Source organism: Sunxiuqinia sp. sy24 (assembly GCF_052677165.1).
In genome coordinates, this window is sequence record NZ_JBQYLH010000015.1 from 25006 (window position 1) to 40011 (window position 15006).

The following is a 15006-nucleotide window of genomic DNA, read 5'->3' on the forward strand; positions in this document are numbered from 1 at the left end:
AGGGTTGACCGAGTCTGGAAAAGTTACATAACTTTATATTTGATTTACATGATTCACACATTTCGAATAGTAAGCGTCTGAATATCTGTAAATCATGTAATATTTTGGTGGAATAGTGTAACAACAAATACCGGCATAAGGTTGACCTTTGTTACTTGCACAGTTATCAAATTTTTTACTCTGAAAAAATATGTGGCACGCATCATCAAATTACGGTCTCCCTGATCAAGCGGGAAAGAAAGTCAAACACGTTTCAAAAGAAGCGTTAATGGCATCTGAAGTTCATTATCGCCGACTCTTCGAATCAGCACAGGATGGAATTTTGATTCTTGATGCTGAAACCGGAAGGATTGTCGATGTCAATCTGTTTTTAATTGATTTGCTGGGCTACTCGAAGGAGGATCTGGAGGAGAAATTCTTGTGGGAAATTGGAGCCTTTCGTGATATTTATGAAAACAGAGAACGATTCAGAGAATTACAGGAAAAGGAATACTTGCGCTACGAAGATTTGCCTCTTGAAACAAACCATGGACGCCAAATCAATGTCGAGTTCATTAGCAATGTCTATTTAGTAGATGATTATAAGGTAATTCAATGCATCGTCAGAGATATTTCCAGGCGCAGGAAAGCCGAAAGCGACCTCCAAGAGAAAACCAATCAATGAGGTGGAGCAAAACCATCGCCAAAATCAAAAACGAATATGAGCAGAAAAAGCATACCCGAGGATCAGCCCAGGAATTATAAAATTCTCATCGCCAGCAACGACGAACTATCTGGAGTGCTAATGGCGCTTGCGGTGCAAGGGCCCTTTGGCGAGATTTTCAAGACAAGCAATGGGTTTGAAGCCATTGAAATTTGCCGCCGCAACCCTGCCGTGGATTTGATTCTGATGGACATTAACCTACCCGGAAAAAACTGTTTCGACATTTGCCGACAAATAAGAACGTTCAATAAAAAAGTGACTATTATTGCACAAACCACCCAAACACTGGCCAGTGAGCGCAAAAAAGCGCTCGAAGCCGGATGCGATGACTACCTTCTTAAACCAGCAAAAAAGAATGATCTGATCGCCTTAATCGTCAACCATCTTCAAATAACCGGGAACGATAAAACAGCATTGCCGGGTATCAAGAAAAAAGTGGACAGCACGGACTCATACCGTCGAGGGGCTGAAAATCTACTACAAAAAAAAACGGCAAAAATCGGAGAAGAAACCTACCGGCGTCAATAATTTAAAGCTCATTTATGAGCTTGAAGTGCATCAAATTGAACTGGAAATGCAAAACCAGGAACTCAGTCATGCAAAGGAAACGGCAGAACAAGCTGAAAAGAAATTCACCGAGCTGTATGATTTCTCCCCATCAGGCTACCTGACGCTCACAGCTGACGGTGAAATTGCTGAACTGAATTATACTGCAGCGCTTTTATTAGGTAAAGAGCGATCGCAATTGATCCGAAGTATGCTTGGCTTCTTTGTTTCGTCCGAGACCAGAGGCGTTTTTAATGATTTCATTCAAAACGTATTTCAAAGTGGGATCAAAGAAACCTGTGAATTAATACTGACGGTTGCGGACAGTGCGCCTAAATACGTACGTGTTGATGGTATCATCAGGCATGCCGAGGGGAAATGTTTGATCACCATGCTCGACATTACGAAGCAAAAACGAATCGAAAACGAATTGGTAAAAGCCAAAGAAAGAGCGGAAGAAGGCGAACGGTTGAAATCCGCTTTTCTGGCCAATATGAGCCACGAAATCAGGACGCCAATGAATGGCATCCTGGGTTTTACCGAATTGCTTAAAGCGAGCAAGCTATCCGAGAAGAAACGCCAGAAATACATCGGCATTGTTGAAGAAAGCGGAGTTCGAATGCTCAGTATCATCAACGACATCATAAGTATTTCGAAAATAGAATCGGAGCAAGTGGAAATTTCAATTTCGGATACGAATGTAAATAAGCAACTCGAATATATCTACCGATTTTTCAAGCTGGAAGCTGAAAAAAAGAAACTGCATCTTTCCTTCAAAACCGGTCTGAGCGACGATGAAGCAAACGTAAACATTGACCGGGAAAAAGTCTATGCCGTGTTGACCAACCTGGTGAAAAATTCGATCAAGTTTACAGCGGAGGGGTCCGTTAAGTTTGGTTACCAAAAGAAAGAAAACGATCTGGAGTTTTTTGTGACGGATACCGGTTCCGGAATTTCTGAACACAACAAGGAAATTGTATTTGAGCGATTCAGACAGGAAAACGACGCGCTGAGCCGCTTCCACGAAGGGGCCGGCTTAGGCTTAGCCATTTCAAAAGCCTACGTTGAAATGCTTGGAGGAAAAATTTGGATCGCAAGGGGTACCGAAAAAACGACAAAAAATAATCAACCGACAGAACACGGAACGACGATCTGCTTCACCCTCCCTTTTCATCCGGTCAAAAAACCGGAAGAAAAGGATGCTCCCATCCTGAATGGGGATGCGACGAAAATACCGAAAAGAAAAATCAAAATTTTGATTGCTGAAGATGACGAGATTTCGGGCCTGCTACTGACAAAGATGATCGAAAATATTACGGAAGAATTTCACAAAGTGACCACGGGCAAAGAAGCAGTGGCTGCCTGCCGCAATGACTCGGATATTGATCTGATTCTTATGGACATCAGCATGCCTGAAATGAATGGGTACGAAGCAGCCAGGCAGATCCGTCAATTCAATAAAAAAGTGGTTATTATCGCTCAAACAGCACATGCCCTGTATGGAGACAAAGAAAAAGCGATTGCGGCGGGATGCAACGATTATGCATCAAAGCCGCTAAATATGACAGCTTTAAGCAAGATGATTGATCGTTGTTATCAGAAAACAGAACGGCAAACAGTCAGTAAATCAGGCTGAAATAAGCCTTATTAAATATCCTTCCAATTCATGATTAAGTCCATCTCAGAATTCTGGGATGGACTTTTTACGTCTGTGTGAAAAGAAAAGCATAAGCCTGTGGATTACCATAAGGACATTAGCGGTAAAGTACAACAAGTTTCAATATTTCCCGTGATTTTATCTATTAGTTATGAGTATACATTCTGATTTAAAGACAGAAAACATGAAGCAAGTTCAGCTGTGCTAATTTCATTTATAGCATAATGGGGAAATTGGTCATCCACTCCTCCTTTCTGTATTCAGATATCGATGTCCGGATAGCTAGGGGAGGAGAGTATTTTTTGCAGAATGATTTAAGGCTTTTGATGATGAAAAAATGGTGGGGTTTATTTCAGGTTGATACACGATTTTTCTATTTATTCACCTTCGGATGAAAATATAGTGAGATCGAAATTCATTTAATTTTACTTACAGTGCAACTTTGTTGTACCCACCCAAAAAAAGAAGGAGTTAGATCTCGACCTAACTCCTTCTTTTTCAATAAGTCGGGATGACAAGATTTGAACTTGCGACCCCTCGCCCCCCAGACGAGTACGCTACCAGACTGCGCCACATCCCGATTGTTTTGCTATTTGCTAAAATGACATCTTTCGAATTCATTTTGCTAAAGCGTTTGCAAAAGTAAATAAAGAAGCCAATTCTGCAAAATTAATTTTAACTATTGCGTAAATATTTTCGATAGTCTAGCTCTATCCAGACTTCATTATTATCGATGGATCAAATGTTGCAAATATCTCGATGTTGTGTAATTTTGTCGTGTTATATATTGAAAAAAAAGCTAAAAAATAAAAGTCATGTTTAAATCATTGAATCTGAAAGAAAACGAAAAGCCAAATACAGAACCGCTAGGCGATGCTGAGCGTGTGAAATGTTTAATTATTGGTTCCGGACCTGCTGGATATACTGCAGCAATTTATGCTGCGCGGGCTAACTTAAATCCAGTTATGTATGAAGGACTTCAGCCAGGTGGGCAGCTAACGACAACTACCGAAGTTGAAAATTATCCTGGCTATCCGGAAGGGGTTACCGGACCGGTGATGATGGAGGACTTTAAAAAGCAGGCTGAGCGTTTTGGAACGGACGTGCGTTTTGGTTATGCTACAAAAGTTGATTTTTCAGGAGATATTCACAAAGTGTGGATTGATGATAAAAAAGTGATTGAAGCAGAAGCTGTTATTTTGGCTACCGGAGCTACGGCAAAGTATCTGGGCTTGGAAGATGAACAGAAATATGCCGGTGGTGGCGTCTCTGCTTGTGCTACCTGCGATGGCTTTTTCTATCGTGGAAGAGATGTAGCAGTGGTTGGTGGAGGAGATACAGCGGCTGAGGAAGCGTTGTATCTGGCCGGCTTGGCAAATAAAGTTTACCTGATTGTGCGCCGCGATGTTTTGCGAGCTTCTCGAGTCATGGCTGACCGGGTGAAGAAGACCCCTAATATTGAAATCCTGTGGAAGCACCAAACAAAAGGGTTATCTGGTGATGGGGTAGTGGAAGGAGCAACACTGCTGAAAAATAAAGGGGAAGCGAATGAAGAAGAAGTTAAAATAAAGATTGATGGTTTCTTCTTGGCAATTGGGCACAAACCGAATTCTGATTTCGTAAAGGATTTTCTGGAAACAGATGAGGTGGGCTACGTGAAGACGATTCCCGGCACATCAAAAACGAATGTTCCCGGAGTGTTTGCCTGTGGCGACTTGATGGATTCAATCTATCGTCAGGCTGTTACAGCGGCCGGTTCAGGCTGTAAAGCGGCCATGGATGTTGAGCGGTATTTGTCTGAAAAGAATGCATAATTGCTGAAAACGAATTAAAAAAAAATAGCCGTGTGGAATTTCCACACGGCTATTTTTTGTTTTGCTATGACCCTTATTAGGCCATATCCGGAACTTCAGCATCTTTGTAGGCGCCTGATTCCAGTTTATCTCTAACTTCTTTAAATGCTTCAATGGTGATTTTAACATCTTCCAGGTTGTGCATGGCTGTGGGGATTAAGCGAAGGATGATTTCTCCCTTCGGAATAACTGGGTAAACCACAACAGAGCAGAAGATACCATAGTTTTCGCGTAAGTCCATCACCACATTGGTTGCTTCTCCAACGCCACCCTTCATGTAAACAGGAGTTACTGGAGAGTTGGTTCGTCCTAAGTCGAATCCAGCCTCTTTCAAGCCCGATTGCAGTCCATTAACAACCGTCCACAGCTGTTCGCGCAGTTCGGGGCTGTTTTTCAAAAGCTCCAGGCGTTTCATAGCACCAACAACCATAGGCATTGGTAATGATTTGGCGAATGTTTGTGAGCGCATGTTGTAGCGCAAGAAGTTACAAATATCCGTGTCGCAGGCAATGAATGCTCCGATTCCGGCCATCGCTTTGGCGAAAGTACAGAAGTGCAGGTCCACCTGATCCTGAACGCCAAAGTGCTCTGGTGCTCCAGCTCCTGTTGGTCCCATCACACCAAATCCATGTGCATCGTCAACCAATAGTCTGAAATTGAATTCTTTTTTCAAGGCAACAATTTCGTCCAGCTTGCCAAGGTCGCCTGACATTCCGAAGACGCCTTCGGTGATCACTAAAATACCACCACCTTGTTTTTCAGCCAGCTTGGTTGCACGGCCAAGTTGAATTTTTAGGTTTTCAATATTGTTGTGTGGATATACATAGCGTTTGCCCATGTGCAGACGAACACCATCCAGAATGCATGCGTGAGATTCACTGTCGTATACAATCACATCATTTCGGCTACAAACCGCGTCAATGATTGAAACCATTCCCTGGTAACCGAAGTTTAACAAGAACGAATCCGGTTTGCCAACGTAGGCTGCCAATTGTTTTTCCAGTTCCTCGTGTTGGTTGGTTTGCCCCGACATCATGCGAGCTCCCATCGGATAAGCTAATCCCCATTCTTTTGTAGCATCAGCATCTACTTTGCGAACTTCCGGGTGATTGGCCAGGCCAATGTAGTTGTTCAAACTCCAGGTCAGCACTTCTTTGCCCCTGAACTTCATGCGGGCACTGATCTCACCTTCCAGTTTTGGGAAAGCAAAATAGCCATGGGCTCTCTCCATGTGCTTACCAATGTCGCCTCTATTTGATCGAAATTTTTCAAAAATATCCACTTCAAAAAGCTTTTAAAATTTACTATGCAAAAGTAATTTTTTTTAAGAAGTCTACAAATTTGTTAATTTATATTAAACCAGTGGGTATATAAACAATATCTTGCGTATTTTGCCGCTAGTTTTTTAATGAAAAATGTATCTTTGCGCCATGTTTATAAAAATGAAGAATTTAATCCTTTTCGCACTCTTGTTAATAATGGTTGGTACGTCATGTAGTGATTACAATAAGATTGTAAAAAGTACGGACTACGAGTTTAAGTATAAAAAAGCACTGGAATATTATGAAGATGAGGAATTTGTACGTTCTTCCCAGTTGTTGAGTGAGCTTGTTAATATTTACAGAGGAACCAGCCGGGCCGATGAAGTCTATTATTATTACGCCAAAAGTCATTTTGGGATGAACGATTACTTAATGGCTGGACATTGGTTTCGGACTTTAGTGAAGGATTTTCCGAAAAGTAAATTCGCGGAGGAATCGCAATATATGATTGGTTATTGTTTTTACCTGGATTCACCCAAGCCCCGCTTGGATCAGCAGGTTTCACAAAAAGCCATCGACGCACTGCAATTGTATATGAACCTTTACCCGGGTAGTAACCGGATTGAGGAAGCTAACCGATTGATTATTGAGCTGCGTGACAAGTTGGTGTTTAAATCATTTTTGAGCGGAAAACTTTATTACGACTTGGAAGATTACAAAGCAGCGGTCATTGCATTGACTAACTCGCTAAAGGATTTTCCTGACACGAAGTATCGAGAAGAGCTCATGTTTATGCTTTTAAGGGCAAAGTATCTTTTGGCTATCAGAAGTGTAGAAGAAAAAAAAGAGCAACGTTTGACCGATGCATTGGATGAATATTTTACCTTTGTCGATGAATTTCCGGAAAGTGAACACCGGAAAGATGCTGAAAAGTTCTATCAGGAGACAGCAAAACTATTAAATTACAACGAAGAGGCTAATTTATAAATAGATATGGATTATAAGAAAATTAAAGCTGAAAGCTCAACGGTACCAAGAAATTTGACGGACTTGGAAGATCAAACAGGAAACGTGTACGAAACAGTTATGATTCTGGCAAAGCGTTCTAATCAAATTGCTTCTGAAATGAAAGAAGAGTTGAACCAGAAATTGCAGGAATTTGCTTCGTATACTGATAACTTGGAAGAAGTATTTGAAAATCGCGAACAAATCGAAATTTCAAAGTACTACGAGCGTTTACCAAAACCAACGTTAATTGCTTTTGAAGAGTTGAAGCAAGGACAAATTTATCACCGTAATCCCGCGAAGGAAAACCGCAAGGGACTTTAAATGGAGGCCTTCATGAGGCTTAAAGGAAAACATATAATTTTAGGATTGACTGGAAGTATAGCTGCCTACAAGGCGGCTTATCTTTTAAGGGGGCTAATGAAAGAGGGGGCTGAGGTGCAAGTTGTGATGACTCCCGCAGCCAAAGAGTTCATTACGCCCGTTACAATGTCAGCCTTATCCGGACGACCAGTCGCTTCGGAATTTTTTGCTGCTAATGACGGAACCTGGCATTCGCATGTTGATATGGGACAATGGGCTGATTTGATGCTAATTGCTCCCATTACGGCTGCTACGCTGGGTAAAATGGCGCATGGTATTGCCGATAACCTACTGGTAACAACATACATGTCGGCAAAGTGCCCGGTGTATTTGGCGCCAGCAATGGACTTGGACATGTTTCGGCATCCCTCAACTCTTCAGAATCTGGAGATGTTGCGCTCGTTTGGCAATGTGATTCTCGAGCCGGGCGAAGGAGAGTTGGCCAGTGGCTTGCATGGTAAAGGACGCATGCAGGAACCCGAGCAATTGGTTGAAGAGGTGGTTAACTTTTTCCACTCAAAAAAAAAACTTCTGAATAAAAAGGTGCTGGTAACTGCCGGCCCTACTTTCGAAAAAATTGATCCGGTACGTTTTATTGGAAACTACTCCTCAGGTAAAATGGGTTTTGCCTTGGCCGAAGAGTTGGCTGAAGCTGGAGCTCAGGTTATTTTGGTGACTGGTCCCGTAAGTTTGCCAGCATTTCATAGTAATATTCAGCGGGTTGATGTTGAATCGGCCGCTGAAATGCATCAGGCTTGTTTGGCACATTTCTCTGAGGTTGATGCGGCCATTATGTGTGCCGCAGTAGCTGATTATCGACCCAAAGATGCAGCTCCTCAGAAGATAAAGCGAAAAGCAGACAGCATGAGCATTGAGCTGGAAGCAACCGTCGATATTGCCGCTTCACTGGGCAAACTAAAAACAGACAAGCAGTTGCTGGTTGGATTTGCCCTGGAAACCAACGATGAAAAGCAAAATGCGCTGGGTAAGATGCAGAAGAAAAACCTCGATTTTATTGTGCTCAATTCATTACAGGATCAAGGAGCCGGCTTCGGGGTGGATACCAATAAAATTACAATTCTGTCGAAAGACAATAATACTCATGAATTTGAGTTAAAGCACAAGAGGGAAGTTGCCGCTGATATTGTGGGAAAACTTACCCAGGAATTGGCAAAGTTGTAAGACTTCAGTAGATTTTGTTTATTTTTACTCCATTGGTATTTATCGACTATGAAGAAACTGAGCTTCTTAATGCTGTTGAGTTTGCTGATGACTGGTACGGTCATCGCACAGGAATTACGCTGTAATATTAGTGTTTCGGGACAGCAGATCCAGGGAGCGAACCGCAATGTGTTTCAGACCATGCAAGCTGATCTGTACGAGTTCATGAACAACCGCAAATGGACCGATCATGTGTATTCGATGGACGAGCGGATCGAGTGTAGCATCTACATTCGGCTGACAGAGCAAATTTCTTCTAATGAGTTTAAAGGGAGTATCCAGGTGCAGTTGCGTCGTCCGGTTTTCAACTCCGACTACGAAACCCCGCTTTTAAATATAAAGGACAATGATTTTCATGTCGAATATGTGGAGTATCAGGCAATGGAGTTCAATGAAACTTCCAACAGGGATAATCTGACCAATTTGATGGCTTTTTATGCCTACATCATTTTAGGAATGGATTATGATTCGTTTTCTCCCAATGGAGGAACGCCCTATTTTCAGAAAGCTCAGCAAATCGTAAATAATTCACAAAACGTAAGGTATTCGGGCTGGAAGGCTTATGAAAGTGAGCGAAATCGTTATTGGCTGATCGAAAATATAATGAATAGATCATATGCGCCGTTTCGCGACTGCATCTACCAGTACCATCGGTTAGGCTTAGACCAGATGAATGAGCAAATTGAAGAAGGGCGGGCAGCAATTGCCGAATCGTTGAAGTCGATTCAAAAGGTATTCCGTTCGCGGCCATCACTTTATATCTTGCAGGTCTTTTTCGATGCGAAATCGGATGAGTTGGTAAATGTTTTTTCCAAATCATATCCTGATGAACGCAACCGGGTGTTAACGATTTTGAATGAGGTTGACCCCTCGAATGGCAGTAAATACGAAAAGATAAATGAAGCCGCTGAAGAATTTTAAAAGCTAAAAACCACCTCTGTGTTACAATCTTTATACATTAAAAATTACGCGCTGATCGATAAGTTGTCGATCGAATTCAACAGTGGATTCAACATCATTACTGGAGAAACAGGTGCAGGAAAGTCGATTCTCTTGGGGGCTTTAGGGTTGATTCTGGGTCAACGGGCCGATCTTTCTGTACTGCGCGATAAAAAGAAAAAATGTACGGTTGAAGGTTGTTTTGGCGTACCGGCTTATGGGCTCGAAGAATTTTTTGCCGAGCATGAGTTAGATTATGATGATCAAACAATTTTGCGCCGGGAAATTACACCAGCCGGAAAGTCGCGGGCATTTATCAACGATACACCGGTTAACCTGAAAACCATTCGCGAACTGGCTTTGCGGCTCATCGATATCCATTCACAGCACCAAAATCTGGATTTGGGTAACCGTCTTTTTCAATTGAAATTGGTTGACTTAGTGGCCAGAAACAAAGCCTTGTTAGTCAGTTATCAGAGTCTGTTTCGCATTTATTCAGAAACTAAAAATAACTACATCCGTTTGGTCGAAGAGGCCGATCAGGCTCGAAAAGATTTGGATTACTTCCAGTTTCAGTTCAACCAGCTGGATGAAGCCAAGCTAAATACGGGAGAACAAACAGCGCTGGAAACTGAACAAAACCAGTTAGATCATGCCGAAGAGATTAAGCGGACCTTTGGGCAACTAGCAGAGGCGCTAGACAGTGAAGAGTTAGGCTTGCTGACTCATCTGAAGGAGCAGGTGAATCAGCTGCGGAAAATGAGTGATTATTTTGTGGATGCAAAATCGTTACACGAACGGTTGGAATCCTGCTATCTGGAATTGAAGGATATTTCGGATGAAAGTGCGACAGTGGCCGAGCGGGTAGAGCATGATCCGGCTCGCATCCAGCAGGTAGCCGGTCGCCTGGACTTGATTTATTCACTGCAACAAAAGTTCAATGTTGCTACGGTCGAGGAATTGCTTGCTCTCCAAGATGAATTGGAGCAGAAAATAGGGCAGGTGGAAAGCTCTGATGAAGAACTTACAGCTTTGGAGGCGTTATTAAAGAAACAAGAAACGGAACTAAGTACGATGGCTGCGGAATTAACGCAAAGAAGGAAAGCTGTTTCTGTAAACTTTCAGCAATCCGTTGTTGACATGCTTCGAAAACTAGGCATGGCCAATGCTGTTTTTCAGTTGAGTTTTGAATCGACGGAACAGCTTGGAGCGATGGGTAAAGATGAAGTTCGTTTTCTGTTTAGCGCCAATAAAAGTGCTGAAGTGCAGGAAATTTCTAAAATTGCTTCCGGGGGTGAAATGTCGCGCGTAATGCTGGCCTTGAAGAGCTTGATTACGGATAGCAAGTCGCTGCCAACCATCGTTTTTGATGAGATTGATACCGGAATATCGGGTGAGATTGCAGTTAAAATGGGTGATATTCTGAAGGCTATTTCCTCTAAAATGCAAGTGATTAATATTACGCATTTACCTCAAATAGCGGCTAAGGGTGATCACCATTATCAGGTTTATAAGTTCGATGAGGAAGATCAGACGTTTACTTCCATTCGTAAATTGGAGAACAGCGAACGGGTAGAGGAACTGGCCCAAATGTTGAGCGGTGACCGTAACTCGGATACTGCGCGCGAAACAGCCCGCGAGTTGTTGGATTAATACATGTAATCAATAGAAGATCTTTTTAGTTTCGAATACACCCCAGCGAATAGCAATTTCATCGCGAGATAGGCTTCGACGTTGCTGGCGAATCTTACGTATATTCCGTTTCGAGATAAACAAAAGGCTTCATCAATACGTGAAGCCTTTTGTTTTAGGGATGCTTTTTATATCCGATCTTCCAAAATCAGTTGAATTTCTTTTGGGCCGATATCTGCCTTCTCTCCAAGCTTGAAGCCACGTTGTTCAAAACGGTTGGCAATGCGTGTGATTGTTTCGGCCGGAACCTCATAGTCGGGTAGGGTGGTTTTGATACCTACCGACTCAAAGAAAGCAATGGTCTTGGCAATGGTTTGATCAATGCGCTCATCAACGGTTCCTTCGGTAATATTCCAAATGCGTTCGCCGTATTGCAGTAGCTTATCTTGTTTGTCTTTCCGGCGGATGTGCATGATTCCGGGAAGCACAATAGCCAGTGTGCGCGCGTGATCGATGCCATGGTAAGCCGTCAGTTCGTGCCCAATCATGTGGGTGGCCCAGTCCTGAGGAACTCCCATTCCAATAAGTCCGTTTAACGCCATGGTTGCACTCCACATAAAATTGGCTGCAGCTTCATAATCGTTGCGGTTGGCCAGTACCTTCGGCCCTTCTTCAACCAGGGTATGCAAAATTCCTTCAGCAAACCGATCCTGTAAAGGCGAATTGACCGGAAAGGTCAGGTATTGCTCTACCACATGGATGAAGGCATCAACGATTCCGTTAGCCACTTGTCGTTCGGGAAGGGAGAAGATTACTTCAGGATCGAGTACTGAAAATTGGGGCATAACAGCCGGCGAATCAAAAGCCAGCTTTTCTTGTGTTTCTACCCGGTTGATGACAGCATTGCCATTCATTTCCGAGCCAGTGGCTGGAAGGGTGATTACCGATCCAATCGGGACGGCCTTAGTGATACTCACCTGGCTGCGTTTAGCACAAATATCCCAAGGTTCGTTACCTTCATACAGGGCAGAAGCAGCAATGAATTTGGTGCCATCCAGCACCGAACCGCCACCTACTGAGAGCAGGTAACCTACCTTTTCAGCTTTGACGAGTTCGATCGCTTTCATTAGGGTTTCGTAATGCGGATTTGGTTCGATTCCTCCAAATTCAATAATATCGAGTCCTTTGGTGGCCGCTTTGACTTGATCATAAACGCCATTTTTGAAAATACTACCGCCACCGTATGTCAGCAGAATTTTTTTATCTGTTGGAAGTTCCTCTGCTATTTTTGCTATCTGTCCTTTTCCAAACAATATCTTTACCGGATTTTTAAACTTGAAATTATACATATTTTCTCCTTTTTTGATTTGATCTTCAAATTTACAAAACGTGTAGCAGATTCTCTGTTAATAAATTTAAAGCTTTGAAGGGGGTGGAGGAATCCTTTTTTTTAGGCTTTGTGGCTGAACGAAGTTTCCTATTTTTGCTGAATGGAAAATGAAGAATTGAAAAAGCGAATCTGTTCGCTGGATGATGCTGGCTTAAAGCGTCTACTTAGCTTGCGCGATTCCTATCAGCCGGAAGCCGTTGAAATTGCCATATGCGAAGCAATTGATCGTCAGTTGATCGAATCGGAAGAAGAATTGCAGTCAAAACGCTTCCAGGAGGAGTCTCACCCGAAAACCCTATTTCCATACCTTCATCATGAAAAGCAGTTTCAAAAAGTTTTTGGCAGTTTAATCCGGACCTTGTACCTGGTGGCAGTCATCCCCCTTATTTATGGAGCGCTGAAAGTTGTGGAGGCTCAGCAGCGTGACGGCTTGGTGATGCTGGGCTTGGGTTTGTTATGGATTGGATTGAGCATTCGAATGCAAAAACGGCAACAAGCTCAAATCCCTTTTGTATTGATGGGCGTTTTTCTGGTTGGCTTAATTCATGTTTTTATTAGCCGACCCAGTCATTTGACCTGGCAGGTTTCTGATTTTGTAGTTTTAGGAATAGCTGTTTTGTTGGTGTTTTATCTGCTAAGTTATCTCCGGGTTTTGCTTACTCGCAAACAGCACAAAGAATGAATTACTGCTTTAGCCACGCATTCGCCTTCTAAAAACGGGTATTCATCGAAAAAACGAAGTGTTAAAATGTTGTTTCGTGTAGTTTTGTGTTGTATTTAATTCCTATGAATGATGAAAACGAGACTATTCCCAAATTTATTTTTTCTCCTGACCTGTTTATTGATTTCGGCGCTTGCATCAGCAGCTCCGGAGTGGGATGACGATGACGTACGTGTTTATGATGTGGCGAATTTTGAGCGGATTGTGTTGGAAGGAGGCTATAAGGTCATCCTGAAGCAAGCTGATCAACCAGGCTTGCGCATTAAGGCCGATGAAGAGGCTTTCGAGTACATCAAGGTAGACAGCGACCGGGGAACATTGAGTGTAACCCTTAAAGAAAAGCACTTCAGCTTTGATCGCATGATTTTGTATATCGAGTTTGTTGAACTGCAAGAGCTCAGGGTAGAAGGTGGCATTAATTTGGAAACCCGTGGGTATTTAGATTTGGATGATTTCGACATACAGGTTGAAGGCGGAGCGATGATTGAGATGGAGATGAAAGTAGATCGTTTAAACGTTGTGGGAGAAGGTGGCGTCAGTTTCGATTTTCGGGGAGTCGCCAATTCGTTTGATGCCCGGATTTCGGGAGCGGGACATTTGGATGCAGATAAATTGAAAGCAAGATCGGTTGCAGTGGAGATTGAAGGCGTAGGTGGTGGCTCAGTTTACGCAACGGATTATTTGAAAGCAAAAATTGAAGGTGTCGGAAAGATTAGATATAAAGGCAATCCGGAAGTGGATAAACAGATCGAAGGTATCGGTTTTGTAAGCCCGGAATAAAGTTAAATCAGTTTTAGGAGGAAAGCAGAAGACTAAATTACCTTCTGCTTTTTTATTTTAGTAATTTCTTGTTGCTGAGTGATTAAAACCAAAGGAGTGCAATATTTGTTTAGGTTTTTAAATCATTATTGCTATTTTTGGAAACTTTGACACTAAAAAGAGGTAAGATTTAACTTTTATATAATTAATAAAACTGAAAAAGAGGATCATATTATGAAGCGATTTTTTTTATTTACTGTATTTTGTCTTGGAATGGCCGTTGCCGGAGTGGCTCAAGAGGCAGTTGACGCACTTCAACTGAAGAATGATGGTAATAATGCGTTACGAGACAAGAACTACAAAAATGCTCTGGAATTGTTCGAAAAATCGTTGGCTAACTGGGGCGAAGAAGAGCAAGACAATGCGATGATCTACAACGCTGGCTATTGTGCGTATAAAGTAAAAAGCTATGAGAAAGCAGTTAATTATTTCGGCCAATCAATCAATAATAATTATAAAGTTTCAACTGCTTATTTGTATAAAGCCAATGCACAGCGGAAAAATGGGGATGACCAAGGATTTGTAGAAACATTGGAAGCAGGTATTGCTGCTAATGCAAACGATTCTAAGATGAAATCCATGCTTTCAACCTATTATTTGAAAGAAGGAAATGCGTATTACAAAAAGGGAGCCTCGATTTTGAAAGAGGCCGCTGCTGATGTTGCTGCCGGTAAATTTAAAACGACTGATGACCAGTATAAGCAAGCAACGAGTGAAGCAAAAACGGAGTTTAAAAAAGCTTTGCCTTTCTTTGATAAAGCATTAAAGCTGACACCAAACAATGATACTGCTAAGCAGCTAAAAGCTGCAGCTAGTCAGGCAATCAATGGGTAATTAGAAGCTCAGAAAAATTTAAGCTGCTCCAAATGGGGCAGCTTTTTTTATGCCTTATTTT

At 42.3% G+C, this 15006-nt stretch carries 14 protein-coding genes and 1 tRNA gene; 12 read left to right on the forward strand and 3 right to left on the reverse strand.

What is annotated here, in order from left to right; all coding sequences use genetic code 11:
* Positions 1–268: 268 nt before the first annotated feature.
* Genes ACUNWA_RS13395 through ACUNWA_RS13405 form a run of 3 tightly spaced genes read left to right on the forward strand, consistent with a single transcriptional unit; the run spans position 269 to position 2885 of the window.
* Positions 269–664 (forward strand): PAS domain S-box protein, encoded by a 396-nt coding sequence (locus tag ACUNWA_RS13395; RefSeq protein ID WP_445592432.1) that lies wholly within the window; start codon positions 269–271, stop codon positions 662–664.
* 36 nt (positions 665–700) lie between these two features.
* Positions 701–1231, forward strand: a complete 531-nt coding sequence (locus ACUNWA_RS13400) for a response regulator (protein WP_445592433.1) — start codon at positions 701–703, stop codon at positions 1229–1231.
* A 46-nt stretch (positions 1232–1277) separates the two neighbouring features.
* Entirely contained in the window at positions 1278–2885 is a 1608-nt protein-coding gene (locus ACUNWA_RS13405) for an ATP-binding protein (protein ID WP_445592434.1), read from the forward strand.
* A 527-nt stretch (positions 2886–3412) separates the two neighbouring features.
* Here ACUNWA_RS13405 and ACUNWA_RS13410 read toward each other — a convergent pair.
* A tRNA-Pro gene (locus tag ACUNWA_RS13410) sits at positions 3413–3486 on the reverse strand.
* Between the two features lie 235 nt (positions 3487–3721).
* Here ACUNWA_RS13410 and trxB point away from each other — a divergent pair.
* Positions 3722–4720, forward strand: coding sequence for a thioredoxin-disulfide reductase (gene trxB / locus ACUNWA_RS13415; protein ID WP_445592435.1), 999 nt, complete (start codon positions 3722–3724; stop codon positions 4718–4720).
* Positions 4721–4796: 76 nt separating this feature from the next.
* On the opposite strand, the gene ACUNWA_RS13420 is transcribed toward trxB, so the two are convergent.
* Positions 4797–6041 carry an aminotransferase class I/II-fold pyridoxal phosphate-dependent enzyme gene (locus tag ACUNWA_RS13420; RefSeq protein ID WP_445592436.1) on the reverse strand — a complete coding sequence of 415 codons (1245 nt, stop codon included), beginning with the start codon at positions 6039–6041 and terminating at the stop codon, positions 4797–4799.
* 160 nt (positions 6042–6201) lie between these two features.
* On the opposite strand from ACUNWA_RS13420, the gene ACUNWA_RS13425 reads away from it, so the two are divergent.
* Genes ACUNWA_RS13425 through recN form a run of 5 tightly spaced genes read left to right on the forward strand, consistent with a single transcriptional unit; the run spans position 6202 to position 11202 of the window.
* On the forward strand, positions 6202–7008 hold the full coding sequence (locus tag ACUNWA_RS13425) for an outer membrane protein assembly factor BamD (RefSeq protein WP_445592437.1): 807 nt from the start codon (positions 6202–6204) through the stop codon (positions 7006–7008).
* A 6-nt stretch (positions 7009–7014) separates the two neighbouring features.
* A complete protein-coding gene (locus ACUNWA_RS13430) occupies positions 7015–7350 on the forward strand; it encodes a DNA-directed RNA polymerase subunit omega (protein ID WP_445592438.1) in 336 nt (111 codons plus the stop codon).
* 12 nt (positions 7351–7362) lie between these two features.
* Entirely contained in the window at positions 7363–8571 is a 1209-nt protein-coding gene (coaBC, locus tag ACUNWA_RS13435) for a bifunctional phosphopantothenoylcysteine decarboxylase/phosphopantothenate--cysteine ligase CoaBC (RefSeq protein WP_445592439.1), read from the forward strand.
* A gap of 48 nt (positions 8572–8619) precedes the next feature.
* On the forward strand, positions 8620–9531 hold the full coding sequence (gene porD, locus ACUNWA_RS13440) for a type IX secretion system protein PorD (RefSeq protein WP_445592440.1): 912 nt from the start codon (positions 8620–8622) through the stop codon (positions 9529–9531).
* A gap of 18 nt (positions 9532–9549) precedes the next feature.
* Positions 9550–11202, forward strand: a complete 1653-nt coding sequence (gene recN, locus ACUNWA_RS13445) for a DNA repair protein RecN (RefSeq protein WP_445592441.1) — start codon at positions 9550–9552, stop codon at positions 11200–11202.
* Positions 11203–11369: 167 nt separating this feature from the next.
* Here the strand turns inward: recN and ACUNWA_RS13450 are convergent, their stop codons facing one another.
* Positions 11370–12530 (reverse strand): iron-containing alcohol dehydrogenase, encoded by a 1161-nt coding sequence (locus ACUNWA_RS13450; RefSeq protein ID WP_445592442.1) that lies wholly within the window; start codon positions 12528–12530, stop codon positions 11370–11372.
* Between the two features lie 141 nt (positions 12531–12671).
* Between ACUNWA_RS13450 and ACUNWA_RS13455 the strand changes: the two genes are divergently transcribed.
* From ACUNWA_RS13455 to ACUNWA_RS13465, 3 genes are all read left to right on the forward strand, one after another.
* Entirely contained in the window at positions 12672–13253 is a 582-nt protein-coding gene (locus tag ACUNWA_RS13455; RefSeq protein WP_445592443.1) for a hypothetical protein, read from the forward strand.
* Between the two features lie 108 nt (positions 13254–13361).
* Positions 13362–14072, forward strand: coding sequence for a head GIN domain-containing protein (locus ACUNWA_RS13460; RefSeq protein ID WP_445592444.1), 711 nt, complete (start codon positions 13362–13364; stop codon positions 14070–14072).
* Between the two features lie 213 nt (positions 14073–14285).
* Positions 14286–14945, forward strand: coding sequence for a tetratricopeptide repeat protein (locus ACUNWA_RS13465; RefSeq protein WP_445592445.1), 660 nt, complete (start codon positions 14286–14288; stop codon positions 14943–14945).
* Positions 14946–15006: the final 61 nt, after the last annotated feature.

Coding starts and splice junctions, on each gene's coding strand:
- ACUNWA_RS13395 (WP_445592432.1), top strand. CDS start 269: ATGGCATCTGAAGTTCATTATCGCCGACTCTTCGAATCAGCACAGGAT.
- ACUNWA_RS13400 (WP_445592433.1), top strand. CDS start 701: ATGAGCAGAAAAAGCATACCCGAGGATCAGCCCAGGAATTATAAAATT.
- ACUNWA_RS13405 (WP_445592434.1), top strand. CDS start 1,278: ATGCAAAACCAGGAACTCAGTCATGCAAAGGAAACGGCAGAACAAGCT.
- trxB (WP_445592435.1), top strand. CDS start 3,722: ATGTTTAAATCATTGAATCTGAAAGAAAACGAAAAGCCAAATACAGAA.
- ACUNWA_RS13425 (WP_445592437.1), top strand. CDS start 6,202: ATGAAGAATTTAATCCTTTTCGCACTCTTGTTAATAATGGTTGGTACG.
- ACUNWA_RS13430 (WP_445592438.1), top strand. CDS start 7,015: ATGGATTATAAGAAAATTAAAGCTGAAAGCTCAACGGTACCAAGAAAT.
- coaBC (WP_445592439.1), top strand. CDS start 7,363: ATGAGGCTTAAAGGAAAACATATAATTTTAGGATTGACTGGAAGTATA.
- porD (WP_445592440.1), top strand. CDS start 8,620: ATGAAGAAACTGAGCTTCTTAATGCTGTTGAGTTTGCTGATGACTGGT.
- ACUNWA_RS13450 (WP_445592442.1), bottom strand. CDS start 12,530: ATGTATAATTTCAAGTTTAAAAATCCGGTAAAGATATTGTTTGGAAAA.
- ACUNWA_RS13455 (WP_445592443.1), top strand. CDS start 12,672: ATGGAAAATGAAGAATTGAAAAAGCGAATCTGTTCGCTGGATGATGCT.
- ACUNWA_RS13460 (WP_445592444.1), top strand. CDS start 13,362: ATGATGAAAACGAGACTATTCCCAAATTTATTTTTTCTCCTGACCTGT.
- ACUNWA_RS13465 (WP_445592445.1), top strand. CDS start 14,286: ATGAAGCGATTTTTTTTATTTACTGTATTTTGTCTTGGAATGGCCGTT.